Genomic DNA, 21,564 nt, shown 5'->3' on the forward strand with positions numbered 1-21,564 from the left:
TATGTTACAACACCATATGCTATGAAAAAATTGAAACTTTAATCAGTAAGGTTTCTTTCTTCCTCCACTAATTACTATCCCGCAAATAGCGGGATAAATTATTCTAGCATGGCTATCCATTCATTTCGCAATATACCCATTATGATGCGATCAAAGCTCTTCCCATCTCGCTGAACAGCTTCTCTCATACTTCCCTCCACCTTAAATCCAACCTTTTTATATACTTCAATTGCCGATTTATTATATGAAATAACATCGAGACCTACACGATGTAAGTTTAATTCGTAAAAAGCATATTTCAGAATAAGGCGTAATCCTTCCGTACCATATCCCTTACCTCTATAATTTTTATCACCTATACCAATTGCTAGCAAGCCAGCTCTATTATTCCACTCTATGCTATGAAGTGCCACAAAGCCAATTAAACTATCATCTTGAATCGTTCTTAGCATAAAAGAAACACTATTTGACTTTCTCCCTATTAATAGCTCATTTTCCTTTATTTCATGTAAAGATTGTAGAATCGCTATATCCGTATCTACATTTCTTAAATACTCACTATCCTCTTGCCAAATAGCCATTTGTTCAATATCTTCAGCTCTGATTGCTGATAACTTAATATTTTCACCTAGAAAAAGATTGTTCAATTTCGTGTTCATTTCAAAAATCCCCCTTTTCAATTATGGGGATAGCTCTGTAGTTTATCAGGACTATCTATCCCCTTGTTCCATAGTCTTCAGTAATGATGGGATATTTACAATAAGCGATAACATTGGCACAGCTCCTTTTCATATGATTACATTCATTTTATACTTTTCGGATTATTCATTCAACTCACTTTTTAGTTCTTCCCTTGATGGATGTATGATTAATATTCACTACTTTATCCTTGTATTTTTAACTATTGACTTTTTATTCTAAAGATTTATAGTATAGTAAGTTTCCATCCTGTTTTTTCAGAAAACTAACTCACATGTAAGAAAGGAGAAACAATGTTTTATATCAAACAACTTCTATTCTTTACCTACCAACAAGCTTTATCTTGTATATTCCCTGTCATTATTTTTGTAACGCTAGCTCTTTCAAAGCTTATTTCAATCCCAGGGTTATATCGTTATGATTTTATTCTTATTGTTTGTCTTCTTACGCAATATTTGATGTACAAAACGAATATGGAAACAAAAGATGAACTGAAAGTGATTGCTGTTTTTCATCTCATCGGGCTCCTACTAGAAATATATAAAGTTCACTTCGGTTCATGGAGTTACCCTGAAGAAGCATATTCAAAAATCTTTGGTGTCCCACTTTATAGTGGATTTATGTATGCTAGTGTTGCTAGCTATATATGCCAAGCATGGAGAAGATTGCATTTACAAATGAATCGGTGGCCTAGGGCGGTGTGGACTGTACCTTTAGGGGCTATGATCTATTTGAATTTTTTTACACACCATTTTGTATATGACTTTCGCTGGGTTTTAACTGCCCTTTTATTTATTGTTTTCTTTCGAACGTTTGTTCAATTTTCAGTGCAGAACGTTACATATACAATGCCGCTTGTTCTCTCGTTTTTCCTTATTGGATTTTTTATTTGGATTGCAGAAAACATCGCTACTTTCTTCGGAGCATGGCAATACCCAAATCAACGAGAAGCGTGGAGCCTTGTTCACATTGGAAAGATTAGTTCATGGTTTTTACTCGTTGTCATTAGCATCATGATTGTCGCTCAGCTTAAACATTTGAAAGAACATAAAAACAAGCCAACTTCCATATAGAAAGTTGGCTTGTTCTATTTTACTTTTCTATTGACACTCTTGTTACCTCTATAAATTGCTGTAATGGCGCAGTGATCCATTTATCTTTATGCCAAGCAATTTGTGTAAAAATAGGAGAAATTGTATTCTCTAAGACTAACTCTTTCATTGTACCCTGTTGTATATCTTTTTCTACTACCATTGCTGGTAAAATTGCTATGCCTAAGCCCGCAATTACACATTGCTTAATTGCTTCCACACTAACAAACTCAATTTTATTTACAGGATATACGTCTTCTGCACGGAATAGTTCTTCAAATATAGTACGATAGGAACAACCAAGCTCTGTTAATAAAAGTGTTTCACTTTCAAAATCCTTTGTAGAAATTATAGATTTCTCAAGTAAAGGATGATTAGGAAATACTACTATTTTTAATTTTTCTCGAACTAACGACTCTACATGTAAAGCATCTTCTGCCTTACATTCATCTAAAATAAAGGCTAAATCTAATTTTCCTTCCATCAGTTGCTCCTTCACATCTTCATTCGAATGAGCAGGCTTAAATATAAGTTTTATTTGAGGAAATTGCGTCTTAAACTCTTTTAAAATTGAAGGAAGCCTATATGTACATTGACTTTCTTGAGCACCAATAACTAACGTACCGGATATTTCTTCATCACCTTTCAGAGCCATTTTTGCTTCATGACTTAACGCAATCATTTTATCCGCATATAGTTGAAACTTTCTTCCCGCTTCAGTCAAAAAGAGACGTTTCCCCAATCGTTCGAATAGTGGTGTGCCAAGCTCAGCTTCCAATGCTTTTATTTGAGCAGTCACACTCGATTGAGCAAAATTTAATTTCTTTGCAGTCTGCGTAAAATTCAAATTTTCCGCAGCGGTTTTAAACGTAATTAATTGTTTTATTTCCAATATCATTCCCTCTTTTCAATCGATATTTCCGATTGATTTCATCGAAATAATCTTCTTTTCCTATTGATATATGTATTGTATGATAAGAACCATTAACAAACAATATTCATGCATCTTACAAATTGGAGGTATTCCATATGAAAGCACTTTGTTTCAAGGAATTCGGAAATGCTGATGTATTAAAATATCAAGAAGTGTCAGACCCAATTATAAATCCAACTGAAATTCTTGTTCGCACAAAAGCAATCGGCTTAAACTTTGCTGATATATATAGACGTAGAGGTAACTATCATCTTGTTGGTAAACCACCTTATATATTAGGATATGAAGGCTCAGGAATTGTAGAGCAAATTGGTGCTGAAGTTACCGATGTTACTATCGGAGACCGCATTGCATTTGCTGATGTACCATTCGCAAATGCCGAGTTAGTAGCTGTTCCAAAAGAAAAAGCGATTCCACTCCCAAATTCTATTTCCTTTGAGACAGCGTCTTCCGTTTTATTACAAGGGTTAACAGCGCATTACTTAACACAAGACAGCTATAAAGTAAAAGCTGGTGATTTTGTTTTAGTTCACGCGGCTGCTGGAGGAGTTGGTCAACTCCTTATTCAAATGATAAAAATGAGAGATGCGCAAGTAATTGGCCTTACTTCATCTAAAGAAAAAGCAGAAGCAGCCTATTCAGCTGGAGCGGACCGCGTATTTTTATATTCAGAATCATGGCATGAAGAAATACTACAAGTCACAAAAGGACATGGTGTAGATGTTGTGTACGAATCAATAGGTTCTACATTAGAAGAAAGCTTTAAAGCCACAAAAATCGGTGGTACCGTCGTATTTTACGGAATGGCCGGTGGTGATCCTGCTCCTGTTGATCCGCGAATGTTGATGGATACTTCAAAAACATTGACTGGCGGAGATCTTTGGAACGTACTCACAACGTATGAAGAACGCAAAAACCGTTCAAGCCAACTATTTGCTTGGATTACTGCTGGAAAATTAAATATCCAAACTCCAACAACTTTCGCTTTAGAAAACGGTGCTGAAGCACATCGATTATTGGAAAGTCGAAAAAGTACAGGGAAAATTTTATTGATACCATGATAATTTCCACTTAAAAATCAGAATAAAAAAGATAGCTAGAAGGTTTCTTCTAGCTATCTTTTATCCGTTCTATTCAGAAAAGGCTTCCGAATATTGTACTATCCCTTGTATATTTTGAAGAGCATTCTCCGTTAATTCCATTGCCATAAACACCTCGTCTGCCCCGTTATAATCTTTCTCAAGTTCTTGTCTAATCTTTATATTCACAGCATCTTATCCTCTATTCTTTCTTATTTCTTTTTGAATTTTTCGCAGCGCTTTTTTCGATCCCCGCTCTATGTCATGCTGCATTTTCCGTTCTTTATAATCCACAAACAATGTGTCTAAATCATACCCTTCTGGATATAATTCCTTTGCCTGTACTTCTAAAGAAATTCGCTTAACGTTTACTTCAATGAATTGGGCATTATAAAACACAACGATATTGAAGAAATTGTCTTTTTCTTTATATACAATTCCAAAGTCATCATAGTCTAATAATTTCACACGGTCCCCTTTTTTATATTCATCCTTCTCTTCTGCTTTCTCTTTGACAATCTTAGGCTTTCTCAGTCTACTTTCATTCACTCGCTCTAAGCGGTACTCTTTATTTTCCATATAGCCTTTCGCTCTTTGCAGTACGTTTTCTCGCACGTTCATTTTTCTAGAAATCCATAGAGCATTACTCTCTCCTGATTTCCCTATCATTAACTTATACATCGGTTCCAATGTTTCACTATTAAATTGCATCGCCGCATTCATAAAGTCACTGTGCATTTCTGAAAAGCGTTTAATTTCACCATAATGAGTAGTTGCAACAGTCGTACAACCCATATGATAAAATTCTTCTAAAATAGAAATCGCAAGTGCCGCTCCTTCATTCGGTTCCGTACCGCTGCCTATTTCATCAAATAGTAGAAGCGTATTATTATTTGATACTCTCATGATTTCTGAAAGGTTTTTCATATGAGATGAAAATGTACTTAGCGCATTTTCTATACTTTGATTATCGCCAATGTCTACAAATATATTTTCAAAAACAGCAATTTCCGTTTCCTTGTCTCCAGCGATGTGCAATCCTGACATTGTCGCCACTGTTAATAATCCAATTGTTTTCAAAACAATCGTTTTCCCTCCAGCATTTGGCCCTGTAATAATTAAACTTCGGTAATTTGGTCCAATTTCAAAGTGAAGTGGTACAACTTCACCTGCTAATAATGGGTGTTTGCAATGAACTAACTTTACATACCCATAATCATTTAATTTCGGCTCTATCCCGCCAATATGTTTACTAAATTTCGCTTTTGCAAACACCATATCATATTGACTAATCAGCTCCATATTAATCTTAATGTTATAAATGTCCTCTAAGATCATTCCAGATAAAGTGGCTAATATTTGATATTCTTCCATCGCTTCTTCAGCTTTTAAACTTGCTAGTTCCACGTTTAACTTTGTAACTGTATTTGGCTCTATAAAAACGGTAGAGCCTTTAGAAGAAACTTCAACAATTGTTCCAGTAACTTGATTTTTATAGGAAGCTTTCACTGGAATCGTATATCGATCGTCTTTTTTACTAATGAAGAACTCTTGAATATATTTCTTATTTGCACTACTATTTAAAAATTTGCTTAAACGTTCCTTAATTTTCCCCTCTACGGAGTCGATATTATTTCGTATTCGTTTTAATTCTTTGCTTGCAGCAGAATCAATACTATTTCCTTTAATTGAAAAATTAATTTCTTCTTCCACACTTTTGAATTCAGACATTGAATTCGCATATGATGCTAGTACTGGTGCAAAAAATTCTTTATCCAGCATAAACTTTTTAACCTTTCGACACCCTCGTAAAAAGTCTGATACACTAACTAGCTCGGTTGGATCTAAAATCATTCCCTTTTCCAATTTTTGAATTGTACTATCGATATTAGAAATTCCGAAAAAAGGAACATGCCCTTCTGCATCCAATATCGCTCGTGCTTCCGTTGTTTCATTCAAACGATTTTTCACTACTTTGATACTTGCGCTTGGCTCCAATTTATCTAACAATTGTTTTCCTAATCCACTCACACAATATGATTTAACTATTTCCTTTAACTCGTTATATTGCAACTTTTCAAAAGTCATTTTATTCAATTTCTATTCTCCTCACTATGATTTACTCACATCAAAAATGAAGATACCTACCCATTAGATTTCAATGAGATATATTTAATTAAATATAACTTTCATGTGATAAAAATAAACACAAAAAAGCTGCGTAGATACCGCAGCTTTTTACATTTACAAGGCCTGTGCAATATATAAGGAAATAAAACCATCTCAAAAAAACATATGGCTATCCCATAATCATTACACGCTTTATAAAGTATTGTAGGTATCTTCATAGGTTATTTGAAATAAATCCATGACAAAGTTAGGGGTTAGAAGTATATACAAATCCCCTGTTCTCATTAGATTTATTTCATTCAATTTTTTCCTATTTAGAACCTACCGCACTCACAAAAAGCACCTCTCATTAATTTATAATTATGTTCATTGAAATCTAATTTATTGAAATTATCATACTATATGTTACGACAGAAGTAAAGGTTCCATACTTTACAATATTCTTCTTATTATACTTTAGTCGTAAGTATATATATGGATTGTTTATTCAACGTATTAGGGATGTTTTCTTATTCAACATTCGATACAATTATATATAAGTAAAATGGATAAGGAGCGATTCACATGACAGAACTACAAAAGCAATTCTTTTCCAGATTAAATATACAAGAAAGAGAGTCCATTTCATTTGAAGATTTAAACGAAATCCTTCATGCAATGGCTCAAGCAGTTCCATTTGAAAATTTGGATATTATTCAAGGAACAGTGAAAGAAATATCAAAAGAAAATCCTCAAGAAAAAATTTTAGTTCATAACCGCGGTGGCCTTTGTTACGAATTAAATCCAACGATGTATTACTTCCTTAAAGATTGCGGTTTTGATGTTCACTTAGTATCAGGAACAGTTTATCATGCCGCTTCTAATACTTGAGCTGTTGATTCAGGGCATGTGGCAACTGTTTTAAAACATAATACTGAATTTTATTTAATTGAAGTCGGTTTCGGTTCAAACCTTCCACTTTCACCTGTTCCTTTTACCGGTGAGATTGTTCATTCCGTTACTGGGGACTATCGCATTCGAAAAGAAACAACTACAAAGGGAAACTATATTTTAGAGATGAAAAAAAATAATGAATTTCTAAATCAGGATTCTTCTCAAGATTGGACATTAGGTTACGCATTTTATATAGAGGCAGTTGATGAAAGAAAATTAAATGAAGCACAAAAAACAATTGTAGAACATACAGACTCTCCTTTTAATAAAGTACCTCTCACCGTAAAACTAACTTCTGATGGGCATGCTACTCTAACAAAAGATCGTTTTACAGTAACAAAGCAAGGAAAACAGAGTAAAGAAGAGATTACAAAAGAGCAATATGCAGACCTATTGTACGCAACATTTGGTATACAATTATAGTTTACAAATTTAAAAGTCTTGTCGCTTCTGGCAAGACTTTTTATCGTGGAGCAGAGAGTCTTTGCAATTTATTGTATTTCATAGTTATATTAGAATATACTAAGTCTTGCTTTCTAAGGAATGTTTATTCGTTTTATCTATTTAATTATTATCAATTTACCAAGTGACATATCAGCGATATTTTATATCTATTTCGTATAGGTGTTAGCAAGTTCGTTTGCAAACTTGCTAGCACTTTTTTATATTTCTTCTATTACCTTCTTATGGAAAAAACTCTGTACCTAAAGGTCCATACCGTGAAGTAAATGGTTACCCAATAAAAGTGAAAGCTGGGGCTCAAGAAAAACATATTCCTAATGCACCTAACTACAAACAAGAGGTTGCAAATGGAAAAAACAAAAGTATCTTCTATGGTGATAATAAAACAGCACAAGAATTGCTTGATAAGTTTGCCGGGAAAGGTCAACTACTACCAGACGGTAAAAAAGAAAGAGTAGACTTTGGTAAACCAATTGGGAAATACTATGATCGCGATACTGGTCAATACCTTGAGACTACTAGAGGAATGATTCATTACGGAAAAGACGGTGCTCATATAGTACCAGCAAGACCATAAAATATATAAGAAAAGAGGATGCACATGGGATATGATTCTTTAATAGGAACATTAATAAAATATGAAGATAGTGAAATGATACTAGAATGGAAAAGTGGATTGAGGATAATTGGCGAACTCGATACAGTTTTTGAAACAGACAATGGATTAGATGATGATGATATAAATTATACAGAATACGATGCAGCTGCATTTAAAGTAAATAGTATTTTATCCCATCCTACTACTAACCAAGACATTGTATATAATTGGTTAATACAAGAGAAAGGTTCATTGGTTGAAATTTCCCTCTATGATGATCCACCAAGTGCAGTATTTTTAGCTGATGGAAAGAGAGTATGGGAAAGGGAAATACATAAATAATAGTCGCTATTTAAACTTTGACCTTGATCGGCTTTTAGCCTTTTAAGGTTTTTTATAATTATAAAAAGTTTTATAGTTAAATGAAATGTAAATCGATATTTGAATTAGAAGACCACGAAGATAACAAACGTACGAGATTAATTGCAGTTCCTAAAAAACTTATTACCTGACTTATACTTTAAACACGATAATGACAAATCTCGTGAAGCTGAAATTGAAAAGGAAATGGCTTTAAAGAGCAAGAAGCTAAAGTTATGCTAAATTTGAGTTTGTAGGAACTAATAATTTAGGGGAAATTACAACATACCATGTAGAAAGCGGAAAAACTTTTTTCGGAAAATGGTGGATAATAGTAAAAATATCCCTGTTATCAATCCAGTAGAATAGAGGTCAAAAAATGAAAAATAAGATATTGATATGTAGAATTGATTCAATTATTGAAGAAGAAATAGACTTTTTAGTAAATAATCAAAAAGTAACAGGTTTTAATGCTTCACCTCAAGAAGTTGTTGTAAATAAAGAATACGAAGCTGAGATAGATATATTTGTGAATGACGCTTTGACAGTAGAAACGCAAAAAGAAGATAAATTTTTTAAAATAGAAAATATTGCTAATGGAAGTTATATTCTTTTTGGAAAAATGTTAGAAAATAATGTTTTAGATGTTGGTTTCTTTATAACTAGTGATTTACTTGAAGACTACAAATATTTAGAGGGGCAATATGTTTATTTACAAGTTGATAGATTACAATTATCTTTTGACTAGCTATTTTGCTAAATTCTGAGGGCAAGAAAAGAACTTTTTGAAGAACAAGTCTTCTTTAGGATTGTATATTTCAATGAACCATGTTACCTGGCTTGGAGTAAGTGAAGAGAAAGTTGCAGATGAAGAATAATCAACAAAAGAGACCTCACGTTTGAGGTCTCTTTTGTTGATTCTAATTAAAATGAATCACCATTGTTTCTCATCTCCTTCCCCCTACATCACCTTTCTATAAGTGAACTGATTTTTAAAGTATTATAAAAGCAAGAGAATCTATCCTACTTCTGTTTTCGCGTTAGATACATTGAGAAATATTATACCTATACTTTCCCTTCTCTTCTTCTTTCACATGTGCTTCGTCTAATACAAAAGCACCCTCCCCTCTCCTTCTCAAGAAATTATGGAAGACAGCATTCACCAATCTCCAATTACAGAAATCGTTTGAAAAGAACAAAATTACACATGATGGATTCATTTGATATAATACAATTCAAAATAGTATTGATACTCTTCAAAAAATCCAGTCTTCTCCGTCTTCTGGTGGGCGTGTTAATAAAGTTAAAGAGAATGGTAAACTTGATAAAGAGGGAAATGCTACTAAGGGAATGGATAATACTAGTAAGAAAGCCATCGGACTTAATAGTAATGTTAGGAATGTTAATCCTTCAGAAATTAGATTTAGTCAAACTTCTGTAAATGGTTCAGAAGAGATTATTGCTAGTATGAAATCGAATGGCTGGAAAGGTGATCCAATTGATTTTATTAGAATGCCAGATGGCAATCTTACGACTATTGATAATACAAGGGTTGCTGCATCTAGAGAGGCTGGAATAGAAGTTCAAGCAACTATTAGAAATTATAGCGACCCTCTTCCAGCAGATATGGTTGGTAGATTTACAACTCCTAAAGGTGTGCCTAAGACATGGGGAGAATCTTTAGATTTAAGAATACAAAAACAAAAAGCAAGTTTTAGAAATAATAATCCAATGGGATCGTATGACCTAGAAAAAATGAAGTAGAAAGAAATGGTGGTAACTATGAAAAATTTTCATATGGATGAATCTATTTATAAATACCCTGAATCTTATGAAAGATTAGTTGAATTAGATTTAGTTAATTTTGATATATGGTTTTTAATGGAATCAGAACAGGCTACTAACATATACTATGGTATGAAGAAAAGATATCCTAATCGTAAGTTGATTCCTTTTGCTAAAAGAGTTGATAATGATGATACTGCATGTTTTGAAATTGGCAAAGGAAGTAAAGTTCAACTTATTCATGATTTTGCTTCTGAAGGTTTTGAACAAAGAAAAGAATTCGATGACTTTTGGAAGTGGGTTGAATGTGCTGTAAACGAGATGATTTCTTATAATCGGAGTGAAGAAATTGAGTGAAGAAAAATTCTATACAAATTTAAGTAAAGAAATTTCATATGCTTTGCGTCATGCGCCGTGGGAATATGAATTAGAGTTAGACAAGAATGGATGGGTCTCTATAGACCAATTACTAAATGCTCTTCGTCAGTCAAATGTATGGAAAAATGTAAATTTAGATGACTTGAAAATGATGATAGAAAAATCGAAAAAAAAGAGACATGAGATAAAAGGAAATAAAATCCGTGCGATGTATGGACTATGGACACTCTATTCCCATGAAAATAGTAAAAGAAGAAGCTATACCACCCAGATACCTTTATCATGGAACTTCTTCTCGATTTATAAATTCTATTGAATCGAATGGCTTATCTCCTATGTCTCGACAGTATGTTCATCTTTCTGAAGATGTTGAAACTGCAACCTTAGTAGGAAAAAGGAAAGACAATCATCCCATTATTTCGATGGTAGATATCGGAAAAGATCGAGAGAAAAATATTAAGTTCTATTTAGGAAATGAAAAAGTTTGGTTAGCAGATAAGATTCCTAGTGAATTTATCGCAATTTATAAGAATTGATTTAGTCTATTTTGCTAGATTCTGAGGGCAAGAAAAGAACTTTTTGAGGAACAAGTCTTCTTTAGGATTGTATATTTCAATGAACCATGTTACCTGGCCTGGAGTAAGTGAAGAGAAAGTACAGATGGAGAATAACCAACAATAGAGACCTCACATTTGAGGTCTCTATTGTTGATTTAAATTAAAAATTATTATTTAAGGGGATGCTCCTTTGCAACTCTTACTTCACATATACATAAGCTTCACTTGCAGTTACATAGTATGTTTTGCCCTTGCTATTTTGTACTTTGTACTGTGGTGATCCATTAACAGTTACCTTTTCATCGATTGTAAATCCTAATCCTGCATCTACAGTTCCAACAAACACCACGTAACATTACAAGGGTTACGTGGTATGCAAACTATGATATAGTGAACTATGCTATATTAAATTTTCACTGATTGTTCTTCTTGATAGATAATTTCACCATCAATAATAGTTGTTTCTACTTTTAAATCTTTAATTTGGTTTGGGTTGACACTTAAAATGCTGTCATTTAATATAACTAAATCCGCCAACTTTCCAACCTCTATGCTTCCTTTTATCTCTTCTTCAAAACTCGCATAAGCGCCATTCCAGGTGTATAGTTTAATAGCTTCCATTACGCTTATAGATTGATTAGCACCAAACTCCATTCCAGACTGGCTTTTTCTATTGACAGCAACATGAATTCCTAATAAAGGATTATAGTCAGTAACTGGCGCGTCCGATCCACCTGCTGCCATGATGCCACGATCAATAAAATCACGAACAGCGTACATGTGATTAACACGATTACCATAGTGTTGGACATATATCTCTCCGAATTCATATGGAAATGGAGGATTTGGAATAGGAACCACCTCGAGTTTTTTCATTCTCTCTTGTAAATCTGGTGAAGAAATTCCCGCGTGCTCAATCCGATGACGGTGGTTTTTTCTTGGTGATTCCTCCAACGCCTTTTCTACACAATTTAAATACATTTCAATGGCTTTATCACCTTGTGCATGTACAGTGATTTGATAGCCTTTTTTATGTGCTTCACCTAAAACCTGGTAGATTTCTTCCTCACTATAATAAAGAATGCCATAATTGTTAGAGTCACTGGAGTACGACTCACGGGTTGCAATTGTAGGCCCGGTGCTACTTCCATCTGTAAACAATTTAGCTGGTCCAACTTTGAATCTCTCATCTCCGGTACCAGTTACCACACCAGCTTCGACCATTTTATTAACAAATTCATGGGAGTTATTTAACTGACATATCATTGCATATATTCGGACACGAATATCCTTACTCTTCACAGCTTGTTGTAGTAAACGGTAACTCTCAGGGCCATATCCACCTGCCTCATGTATACTTGTTATGCCCGCTGCAACGAAATGATCTGATGCAATTTTCACAGCCTTCATCAGTTCACTTTCTGTATAACTTGCAACCTCGCTCATCCCCATATTTGCTGCTTCAATTAACTTTCCTGTAAGCCTTCCTGCCTGATTCTTTTCAATAACTCCCCCATTAGAATCCGGTGTGTTCTCGTTAATTTGCGCAATTTCTAATGCTTTGCTGTTCACCACACTTATATGGCTGCAAGTACGGGATACAATAATCGGGTGTTCAACTGAAATTTCATCCAGCTCAGCGATTGTTGGATAACGCTTTTCCTTCACAGCGGTTTCATTAAAGCCCCAAGCACGTATCCATTCACCTTTAGGCGTTTCTAAGGCTTTCTCTTTCAGGTCATCTAACAAAGCCTCGATAGAATCAATATGTTCAGCTTTACAACTTACCGCCAACTGATTCACCCCATGAGAAATGAGGTGAATATGAGAATCAATGAATCCAGGAAGAAGCGTTTTTCCTTGCAGGTCAATTACATCCGTTTTTTCTCCTATAAAACTCTTAACCTCCTGATTTGAACCAACAACTACGATACGATTATCTTTTATTGCTACAGCTTCGACTACTGTATTCTTTTGGTCTACTGTAATAACTTCTCCATTTATCAATACAACATCAGCTTTCATAAACTCAGCCCTTTCGGAATTACTCTTTTAGAGTGATTCGTTCAGTATTTAAAGCTATATCTCTCGATATGCTATTCCGCTTTTTAACAAGATTTATCAATAATTAGTTAAAGTTGAGATAAACATTCTTTAATTGTTTTAACAATAAAAGTAAAGTCTTCTTCTGTGATGCTTAATGGAGGAGCAAGCTGCAAAATATTATTGTAACCTGCAACAGTATCACCATTTTTACCAATAATTAGACCTTTTTCTTTACAAGCATTGATGACTTTGTTCACCTTTTCAATGGCAGCCGGTTCTTTTATTTGCTTATCTTCCACTAGTTCAATACCTAAAAGAAGGCCTTTTCCGCGAACATCTCCTACGTTTGGATGCTCTTTTACATCCTCTAGTTCATATAACAGTCGTTCACCCAATTCTTTGGAACGTTCAATGAGTTTCTCATTCTCCATAATTTCTAAATTCTTCAAAGCCAAGGCGCAAGCAGCAGGATTTCCTCCGAACGTATTCACATGGCGGAAGCGATCATAATCTTCACTGCCTATGTATGCCTCATAAACCTCTCGTCTGACTGCTGTTGCTGACAAAGGAAGATACGCACTTGTAATACCTTTTGCCATTGTAATGATATCTGGTTTGACGCCATAGTTCATAAATCCAAACGGCTTCCCTGTCCGGCCAAATCCACATATAACTTCATCACAAATGAGCAACGCACCGTGCTTCTCGCAAATTTCTTTTACTTTTGCCATATATCCATCAGGAGGCATTAAAATTCCGCCCCCGGTAATAATTGGCTCCATAATCACGCCGGCTACTGTTTGGCTTAACTCCCATGTCATGACACGATCGATTTCATCAGCACTTGCCAGTGTATGAACATCATCTGGATTGCGATACGTATCAGGCGGTGCTACATGCAGAAATCCTTGCCCCAATGGTTCATATTTGTACTTTCGTTGTGCTTGCCCTGTTGCTGCAAGAGCCCCCATTGAATTACCGTGGTAAGCGCGATAGCGTGAAATAAACTTATAGCGTCCATGATCACCTTTTTGCTGATGATATTGACGAGCAATTTTAAACGCTGTTTCATTCGCTTCCGATCCACTGTTAGAAAAGAAAATGACGTATTCGTCACCAAGCCATTCATTCAATTTTTCTGCTAATTTAATGGCAGGAACATGACTTTGTGTCAGAGGGAAGTACGGCATTTCTTCAAGCTGTTCAAAAGCCGCTCTTGCAAGCTCTTTTCGACCATACCCAACATTCACGCACCAAAGACCGGACATACCGTCTAAATAACGGTTTCCATCAATATCCGTCACCCATGCCCCTTCTGCTTTTGTGATAATTAAATTCGTTGGACTAGGGGCTGCTCCTCTCATTGCATGCCAAAGGTACTTTTCATCTGCTTTTTGCAAATTTTGTGTTTGTTCTGTCGTTTGCACAATCACCAACTCCATTCTATCTTTTTATGATTTTACATCACTCTTTCAATAACGAGCCGTAAGCTCCTTTATAACTTTTTCCGTTTTCCAGGGTAACGAGTTTAGCTAACTCTTCCCAGTTTTCAATCAATAGCTGTTGATAGCGAAATAGAATACGAGCACGCCGAGGCACAGCGAGCCTTCTCCATGTTTTGAATGCTTCTTTAGCAGTTGCTACAGCTCTATCTAAGTCTTCTTTAGTCGAAAGCGGCACACGAGCAATGATTTCTCCTGTTGCTGGATTTGGTACATCTTCAACCTGTTTACTTGTGGATTCGATCCATTGTCCGCCAATATAATTTTTCAACGTTTGTACATTTTTCGTTACTACCATAGTGAAACCTCCTATTTTAAGATAACCGTCCTATGTATTTATTGCATCCGTAAAAGAAAGCGCATTCATATGACGGTATGTAAACTTATTTGCATAAATTTCACTACATTTCGTCAACATTACTTGAGAGAACAATATCGGCTTTTTGGTTCATTAGGCTTTATCTCCATTTCGCTTTACTATTCTGAATTTCTTATCCATTAAATACGCAGGAGCAGTCATCTGCTTAGCATTTTCCCACTTCCCATTTCACATTATTTCAGATTGATCTCATGGTTCATTTTATAATTCTTTTTCAAAAATACTGGACAATCCCATTCACAGACAAGGTCCTTAGCCAAGGAAACGACCCAGTCCTTTGTAATATGATACTTTTTTCCATCAACAGTAATAAACACTTCACCGTCTGTCACATAGAAAACTTCCTGTTCTTCTAGATGCCACGTTCCTTTATCTGGTTCGCCTACCCATGGTTCCCACGTGTCAACACCTAGTTGTTGTGCTTCTTCTGCTGTAAGTTTTTTCGCAAAAAACATGATGATCCTCTCTCTTTCTTATTGGTAATTTTGAAGGAATAGGTTCTATAAACGTACTGTCTTAACATTTGTATCTTTTAAACGTTTGAGCTCTTTTTTCATAAAGTATATGGCAATGAGAACGCCTGGAATTTCTGCAGCAGGAGCTGCGTACCATATACCTTCTACACCCCAGAATTTCGGGAAAATAAATAGAAACGGTAACATGAACAACAGTATTTTGCTAACACTAATAAACGTTGCGGACCAGTTTCTCTCTTGTGATTCGAAATAACCGGAGATAAGCAGGCTGACTGCATTAAGCGTAAACAAAGAATTGAATACAACTGTCGTCCAAATGCCCAGTTTCTGCAATTCAGGATTACCACCGGAAAAAAATGACACAATTGGATCTGCAAAAATGGTTAGTATGGCTGTCACAATCACAAAGAAGGCAACCGTAAAAATGAGTCCCATCTTAATTGCTTGTTTAACACGATCAAGGTTGCCCGCACCGTAATTATAACTAATGATCGGTTGAAGTCCTGTCATCCCACCGAGCGCTGCTAAGGCGAGCAGATTTGTAATGTAACCGTTTTGAATCGTGTAAGCGGCAACGTGCAGACCACTACCGTAGCTTTGCAGTAAGTTGTTGAAGAAAATAATTGCAATAAACATCATGAACTGACTCGAGAAAGATGCAAAGCCCGTCCAAGCCACTTCACCGATCGTCTTGAGATTAATCATCATATCTTTCATTTTTGGCTTAAGTTTTGTTTTACCAAACCAGAAATAACAGATTAGGAAAACAGGGATCGATTGCGAAATCGTATTGGCCCATGACGAACCAATCATCCCCATGTCATACTTCGTTACCATAATCCATTCTGTAATCCCAGCAACAACTGCTGCAACTAACCAACTGTTCATTGATAATACAGGTTTTTCATCGATATTGGTTAAAATACTTAATACAACGGCCAATATCGTTAATGGCAATGAAATCCATAGCAGACGGCTATATTGTACCGCATATGGAAGCGCTTCATCACTTGCTCCGAATAAGGTCATAATATTATTTTCAAAGACCACTCCAAGTACAGCTAACAAAATGGAGAGGAAAAGAGTAAACCATAAAGTTTGTCCCATAATACCTCTAGCTTCTTCGACCTTCCCTTTTCCAAGTCGAAGTGAAATGACCGCTCCGGCTCCCACACCCAAAAGAACGCCAAGCATACGGGTAATAACCATGACCGTAAATCCAATTCCGATCCCTTCGATTTCCAGCTCCTGAAAGCCACTGACGAAATACCCATCGACAACCGCTACAACTCCTAGAATCACGTTAGCCATAATTCCTGCCAAAGCAAACCGTAAATATAGTAACGGAATACTTTTGGTTCCCAGCACTGAATCATACGCCGGCTTATTCATTACTTCTAGTTGCTTTATCTTCGATGACGGACGGTTGTCTACTATTTTCATGAGCATGTCCCCTTATAAATAATTTATATAGCAAGTTAAGCTCAATTAATTCGCATACCAACCTACAGGCTGTGCATGCTGGTGGATATTGATTTGCTTCGTTTCCATAAAGTGCTCCAGCCCAACAGCACCTAACGCTCTGCCGATTCCACTTTGCTTATACCCTCCCCAAGGACCTTCAACATAAGCGAGATGATAACTATTAATCCAAGTAATTCCCGCACGCAATTTACTAATGACACGTTTTGCTCGATCCATATCTTCAGTAAATACAGCACCGGCTAATCCATAAATGGAATCATTCGCTTTTTGGATGGCATCTTCCTCATCTTTAAATTTCTGTACAACAAGGACTGGACCAAAAATCTCTTCCTTAACAATACGCATATTCGCATTTACATCAGCAAAGATCGTTGGCGCAATAAAAAATCCTCGATCAAGCCCATTTTCTGTTAAGCGCTTACCACCACAAACTAATTTTGCACCTTCTTCGATTCCGCTCTTGATGTAATGTAAAACTTCATTCATATGAGGCTCGTTTGTGAGGGCTCCCATTTCAATGTTCTCACTTTCCCCGTTGCCAACTACAATTTTGCTTGCACGCTCGGCCAATCTTTCAACAAACTTATCGTAAATGGTCTCTTGTACAAGCAAACGAGATGCAGCTGAACAAACTTGCCCAGCATTGTGGAAAATACCAAACATCGCATTCTCGACTGCAGTTTCAAAATCCACATCGTCGAACACAATAAGTGGAGATTTACCACCCAGTTCAAGTGTGATTTTTTTCATATTGCGCGCAGCTGTGCGCATAATGCTTTGACCTGTTTTTGTTCCACCGGTAAAGGCGATCTTGTCAACATCATGGCTCTCGGCAAGCTCATTCCCAACCTTTGATCCAGGTCCCAATACCAAGTTTGCCACTCCGTCCGGAAGTCCAATCTCTTCGATAATTTCAAAAAGTTTGAATGCGCTTACGGGAGTGACATCAGCAGGCTTAAGTACAATTGTATTCCCTGCGGCGAGTGCAGGAGCAATTTGCCAAACAGCTAACATAAGCGGGAAGTTCCAAGGTACAATAAGTCCACAAACACCAATCGGTTCATGAATAATAATTGTTTCCGAAGAATCAGCACGAGTGTAAGATTCCTTTTTCATGCCTTTGATCAAGTCAGCATAATAGCGGAAGCATTGAATCGATACCGGAATATCCATATAAGTGGTTGCGCGAATAATCTTACCGTTATTTGCAGTTTCCAAGCGTGCAATTTCAGCTGCCTTCTCTTCAAGACGGTCTGCAATCTTATAGAGATAGTCAGCTCTTTCATCAGCTGATAAATCCGACCAGATTCCGCTGTCAAACGCTTTACGAGCCGCCTTGATTGCTATCTTCGCATCGTCTGCTGATCCATAAGCAGACGTTGCGATCACCTCTCCGGTTGCAGGATTGATAATGTTTCGTCTAGCACTGGATAACGCTTCTATCCATTTCCCGTCAATGAACATGTTAATTTTCATAAACAACTCTCCTTTATGCAATAATATCTAACAGTTTGAAACCAATATGTGCTAGATTGACCAGCATCGTTTTCTGATTATAGAACGGGAATGATTTGAGGCGTTCCTTTTCAAATCGATATCCACCTGCACTCCCCGTAACGATCCATTGTGCCAATAACTTACCAAACAATGTCGAGAGAGACGCACCGTGTCCCGTATAACCCGTTGCGAAATATGCGCCTTCTTTGGATCTGCCGATAACCGGGAACGTATCAATTGTAACCCCGATAAATCCACCCCAACGGAAATCAATCTTGCTTCCTGCTAGTTTTGGCATTATTTTAACCATGGCATCGTAAACACTTTGATAAACAGCATCGCCTAAGTTTGGACGAACATCACCACCGCCAAATACGATCCGATTATCTGGTGTACGTCGGAAATAGTAAAGGAAACTGCTTGTATCAAAAACCATGCGATCTTTAGGAATGACGGTACTCACCAGTGATTCTGGAAGCCGTTCAGTAGCAATAATACGTGCCGAAATTGGCAGTACGCCTTTGTTCAGTTCATTCATGATTTTTCCAGAGTAACCATCTGTAGCCACAATAATGTCTTTCGCAGTAACAGCACCTTTTTCTGTTACAACTTTCACACTGTTTCGACCGTACTCAATAGATAGTGCTTTCGAATGCTCAAAGATTTTTGCACCGATCGATTTAGCTGCTTCTCCCAAACCAATTGCATAGTTCAGTGGCTGGAACGAGTAACTCGAGTTGTCGACTAAACAGCCATAATAATGTGGAGAATCGATCTCTTGATGCAACTGACTTCGATCAAGCACGCTTGATTCATACCCGAAATTTTCGTTTAAGTATTCGCTTTCATGTTTCAATCCTTCAAAATGCTTGGCTTTGTAAGCCGCCACAATGTGACCTGTCTTTCTAAAGTTACAGTTGATTTGATGCTCGTCGATAATGTTTTTAACCAGTTCAACACTAAATAGGGAGAGATCGTTAAGCTGTCTCGCCTCGTCGGCACCATACTTTTTGGCAAGCTCCTGCATCGTTGGCTTATAGCCTGGCAATACCATCCCGCCGTTACGACCGCTTGCGCCATATCCGATCGTTTCTTGCTCAAGGACAATGACACTCTTCCCTAATTTTTGCAAATGATATGCAGAAGAAAGACCTGTGAAACCTGCGCCAATAATGACAACATCCGCCTCTTCATTTCCTTCAAGAAATTTCCCTTTTTCATAGCTGTTTGCAGTCGCTGTCCACAGTGAGAGAGTATCCATTCGATCCATCTTATCCATAGCTAATTCTTCTCCTTTTGTGACATGTATGTTACAATACAGTCAAAAAATTATTCAAAATATTCAAACTTATTGAGTCTATCATATGACTTGGAGTTTCCTCCAAGTCAATAGCCATTTGAGAGTTTTTTGAATTCATTTTTGTGAAAAAAGTGGAGTAACTCCACTTTTTTCGTTGGGGGGCATCTATGAAAATTGGTACATTTGCAAAGCTTTTTCATGTTACAACTGATACCGTTCGTTATTACATTGAACTGGGATTATTAATACCAGACAAAAAAAACACCCAGTATCAAATGAACCAATTGTGTCTCGATGACATGGCTTTTATTACTGAGCTGAAAAAACTTCATTTTTCACTGCTAGAAATTCAACAAATTTTATCGTATCAGCGTGTCACAAACTTCTCGGACCATGAGGATATCGACTACTACAACAACTTGCTCATTGATAAAAAGAACCAGCTGACCAAGAAAAAAGAAGACATATCAAAAGCTATCCAATTGATTGAAAAAGCGGTTCAAACCAGCTCGCCTTCATCCAAAGAAGAGAACCTTACAGGGATCCCACTTTCCTTTGTAAATCTGCTCTATTGTCCGAAGTGCCACATTCCACTTGAAATGAAAGATGTAACGATTAAAAAAGTCTACATTCAAACGGGGAGTTTAACTTGTACTTGTGGATACGAGGCAGCTATCGAGGAAGGTATTATCATTACTGCGAACTTGTACGAGACGTCTCCTTATCCATCTTATTTTTACGATAAAGAAACGATTAAAGAGATCAATCCCAAAATGATTAACTTATTTGAAAAAAGTAATTTTTGGTTTCAAAAAGTTCTACAAAATGTAGATTTGAAAAACAAATTAATCGTGGAAACAAACGTTGACGCTTTTGTGTCACTACCCAAATATATCGATGTTCTTGAAACGAGCGCATCCTATGTATTCAGTGGCTATTCGCTTGCGATGCTCAAGAAGGTTAGAAAGAGAATTGAGCGTATGAATCTGAAGCCAAACGTCCTTTATATTTTGAATTCTGATTTGAATCTGCCATTGAAACCGCTTAGCATCGATATTTTTGTGGATAGTTTTACAGCAACTGATTTTTCACTGCTCAATCCGCAGTTTCCAATTCATGTTCTAAAAAACTATTTCCATAGCAGTTCAACAATTGTCGGCGGGTACTCCTATTATGATAGCTCGGCCAAATCCTTAAAAAATATTTCAGCCTTATATCCAAATTCCCACGAGCATATTTTATATCCAAAATACTTAGAAGAAAATTTATCAGTCAACGGATTTCAAATCACGCAAAGTGAAAATATCGGTTACTGTACAGATCCAGGACCTTATTTTGATTATCATGTAATAGACGAAAAATTCCACATGCTAATGTATTTGGCTAGTACGAAAAAATAGCGCACAAAAAGAGGCTGTCCGAAAAGTAGGCTAGTTCACGGATGAGACAGCTCCCTTGTAGCTAAAATCATGGTTAATCTGAAAAGTGGTAGCGCAAGCATAAGCACCCGCGCTACCACTTTCGATTTGATCTATTTGCTATTACTTAAGCAAATTATGGGCAAGTGAAATATCTCAATAACATAGTGGAACAAGATTATCGGTTTATTAAAAAGCGGGTTCGTTCGATGTTAGGATTGAAATCCTTTCGCACAGCTACATCCATTATTTCTGGAATAGAAGCTATACATATGGTGAAAAAAGGACAACTTGTTTTACTGGACATGATATTATCCCCTTAAGGTAGACAGTGTAAAAAGACCATGAATAAACATGGATGTTACACTGTCTACCTTAAGGGGATTTTATTATGGTTAAAAAAGGGGATAAATTTCAAACTTATTCAGATGAATTAAAGATACAAGTTGTAAAAA

The 21,564-nt window shown here is 36.3% G+C and carries 16 protein-coding genes and 7 pseudogenes; 11 read left to right on the forward strand and 12 right to left on the reverse strand.

Going from position 1 to position 21,564, the window contains the following annotated elements:
• Positions 1–98: 98 nt before the first annotated feature.
• Positions 99–659, reverse strand: a complete 561-nt coding sequence (locus JDS96_RS15910; RefSeq protein WP_018781577.1) for a GNAT family N-acetyltransferase — start codon at positions 657–659, stop codon at positions 99–101.
• A 333-nt stretch (positions 660–992) separates the two neighbouring features.
• Here JDS96_RS15910 and JDS96_RS15915 point away from each other — a divergent pair, with 333 nt between their 5' ends.
• On the forward strand, positions 993–1,772 hold the full coding sequence (locus JDS96_RS15915) for a DUF817 domain-containing protein (RefSeq protein ID WP_199667345.1): 780 nt from the start codon (positions 993–995) through the stop codon (positions 1,770–1,772).
• Positions 1,773–1,791: 19 nt separating this feature from the next.
• Here JDS96_RS15915 and JDS96_RS15920 read toward each other — a convergent pair whose 3' ends face one another.
• Positions 1,792–2,682 carry a LysR family transcriptional regulator gene (locus tag JDS96_RS15920; RefSeq protein ID WP_018766199.1) on the reverse strand — a complete coding sequence of 297 codons (891 nt, stop codon included), beginning with the start codon at positions 2,680–2,682 and terminating at the stop codon, positions 1,792–1,794.
• 137 nt (positions 2,683–2,819) lie between these two features.
• Between JDS96_RS15920 and JDS96_RS15925 the strand changes: the two genes are divergently transcribed.
• Positions 2,820–3,785, forward strand: a complete 966-nt coding sequence (locus JDS96_RS15925; RefSeq protein ID WP_199667347.1) for a quinone oxidoreductase family protein — start codon at positions 2,820–2,822, stop codon at positions 3,783–3,785.
• A 69-nt stretch (positions 3,786–3,854) separates the two neighbouring features.
• Here JDS96_RS15925 and JDS96_RS15930 read toward each other — a convergent pair.
• A pseudogene (locus tag JDS96_RS15930) lies at positions 3,855–3,944 on the reverse strand (GNAT family N-acetyltransferase); the annotation flags it as partial.
• Between the two features lie 54 nt (positions 3,945–3,998).
• The gene (locus JDS96_RS15935) at positions 3,999–5,900 is read right to left on the reverse strand and encodes an endonuclease MutS2 (protein ID WP_199667350.1); all 1,902 of its coding nucleotides are present in this window, start codon (positions 5,898–5,900) and stop codon (positions 3,999–4,001) included.
• A gap of 597 nt (positions 5,901–6,497) precedes the next feature.
• Between JDS96_RS15935 and JDS96_RS15940 the strand changes: the two are divergent.
• From JDS96_RS15940 to JDS96_RS32135, 7 genes and pseudogenes are all read left to right on the forward strand, one after another.
• A pseudogene (locus JDS96_RS15940) lies at positions 6,498–7,289 on the forward strand (arylamine N-acetyltransferase family protein).
• Between the two features lie 322 nt (positions 7,290–7,611).
• Complete coding sequence (locus JDS96_RS32810) at positions 7,612–7,905, forward strand: polymorphic toxin type 50 domain-containing protein (RefSeq protein ID WP_098301979.1); 294 nt, start codon at positions 7,612–7,614, stop codon at positions 7,903–7,905.
• A 24-nt stretch (positions 7,906–7,929) separates the two neighbouring features.
• Complete coding sequence (locus JDS96_RS15950; protein WP_199667352.1) at positions 7,930–8,268, forward strand: hypothetical protein; 339 nt, start codon at positions 7,930–7,932, stop codon at positions 8,266–8,268.
• 397 nt (positions 8,269–8,665) lie between these two features.
• Positions 8,666–9,034, forward strand: a complete 369-nt coding sequence (locus tag JDS96_RS15955; RefSeq protein WP_003198895.1) for a hypothetical protein — start codon at positions 8,666–8,668, stop codon at positions 9,032–9,034.
• 482 nt (positions 9,035–9,516) lie between these two features.
• Positions 9,517–10,050 (forward strand): annotated as a pseudogene (locus tag JDS96_RS15960) (hypothetical protein); the annotation flags it as partial.
• Between the two features lie 18 nt (positions 10,051–10,068).
• The gene (locus JDS96_RS15965) at positions 10,069–10,428 is read left to right on the forward strand and encodes a hypothetical protein (RefSeq protein WP_199667354.1); all 360 of its coding nucleotides are present in this window, start codon (positions 10,069–10,071) and stop codon (positions 10,426–10,428) included.
• Positions 10,421–10,985: pseudogene (locus JDS96_RS32135) on the forward strand (RNA 2'-phosphotransferase). The gene JDS96_RS15965 and the pseudogene JDS96_RS32135 overlap by 8 nt, the downstream one beginning before the upstream one ends.
• 220 nt (positions 10,986–11,205) lie before the next feature.
• Here the strand turns inward: JDS96_RS32135 and JDS96_RS15980 are convergent.
• From JDS96_RS15980 to JDS96_RS16015, 8 genes and pseudogenes are all read right to left on the reverse strand, one after another.
• Positions 11,206–11,343, reverse strand: a pseudogene (locus JDS96_RS15980) (hypothetical protein); the annotation flags it as partial.
• Between the two features lie 68 nt (positions 11,344–11,411).
• A complete protein-coding gene (locus tag JDS96_RS15985) occupies positions 11,412–13,031 on the reverse strand; it encodes an amidohydrolase (RefSeq protein ID WP_199667358.1) in 1,620 nt (539 codons plus the stop codon).
• Between the two features lie 107 nt (positions 13,032–13,138).
• The gene (locus tag JDS96_RS15990) at positions 13,139–14,494 is read right to left on the reverse strand and encodes an aspartate aminotransferase family protein (RefSeq protein WP_003207872.1); all 1,356 of its coding nucleotides are present in this window, start codon (positions 14,492–14,494) and stop codon (positions 13,139–13,141) included.
• A 34-nt stretch (positions 14,495–14,528) separates the two neighbouring features.
• Positions 14,529–14,852: pseudogene (locus JDS96_RS15995) on the reverse strand (aldehyde dehydrogenase family protein); the annotation flags it as partial.
• Between the two features lie 254 nt (positions 14,853–15,106).
• The gene (locus JDS96_RS16000; RefSeq protein ID WP_098929134.1) at positions 15,107–15,388 is read right to left on the reverse strand and encodes a cupin domain-containing protein; all 282 of its coding nucleotides are present in this window, start codon (positions 15,386–15,388) and stop codon (positions 15,107–15,109) included.
• Between the two features lie 45 nt (positions 15,389–15,433).
• On the reverse strand, positions 15,434–16,852 hold the full coding sequence (locus JDS96_RS16005; RefSeq protein ID WP_199667360.1) for an MATE family efflux transporter: 1,419 nt from the start codon (positions 16,850–16,852) through the stop codon (positions 15,434–15,436).
• Positions 16,853–16,897: 45 nt separating this feature from the next.
• Complete coding sequence (locus JDS96_RS16010; protein ID WP_199667362.1) at positions 16,898–18,370, reverse strand: aldehyde dehydrogenase family protein; 1,473 nt, start codon at positions 18,368–18,370, stop codon at positions 16,898–16,900.
• A gap of 13 nt (positions 18,371–18,383) precedes the next feature.
• Positions 18,384–19,670 (reverse strand): NAD(P)/FAD-dependent oxidoreductase, encoded by a 1,287-nt coding sequence (locus JDS96_RS16015; protein ID WP_199667364.1) that lies wholly within the window; start codon positions 19,668–19,670, stop codon positions 18,384–18,386.
• A 188-nt stretch (positions 19,671–19,858) separates the two neighbouring features.
• On the opposite strand from JDS96_RS16015, the gene JDS96_RS16020 reads away from it, so the two are divergent.
• Together JDS96_RS16020 and JDS96_RS16025 are read left to right on the forward strand one after the other, a co-directional pair.
• The gene (locus JDS96_RS16020) at positions 19,859–21,091 is read left to right on the forward strand and encodes a MerR family transcriptional regulator (protein WP_199667366.1); all 1,233 of its coding nucleotides are present in this window, start codon (positions 19,859–19,861) and stop codon (positions 21,089–21,091) included.
• Positions 21,092–21,252: 161 nt separating this feature from the next.
• A pseudogene (locus JDS96_RS16025) lies at positions 21,253–21,432 on the forward strand (DDE-type integrase/transposase/recombinase); the annotation flags it as partial.
• Between the last annotated feature and the right edge of the window lie 132 nt (positions 21,433–21,564).

Source organism: Bacillus cereus group sp. N21 (assembly GCF_016483395.1).
GTDB lineage: Bacteria > Bacillota > Bacilli > Bacillales > Bacillaceae_G > Bacillus_A > Bacillus_A pseudomycoides.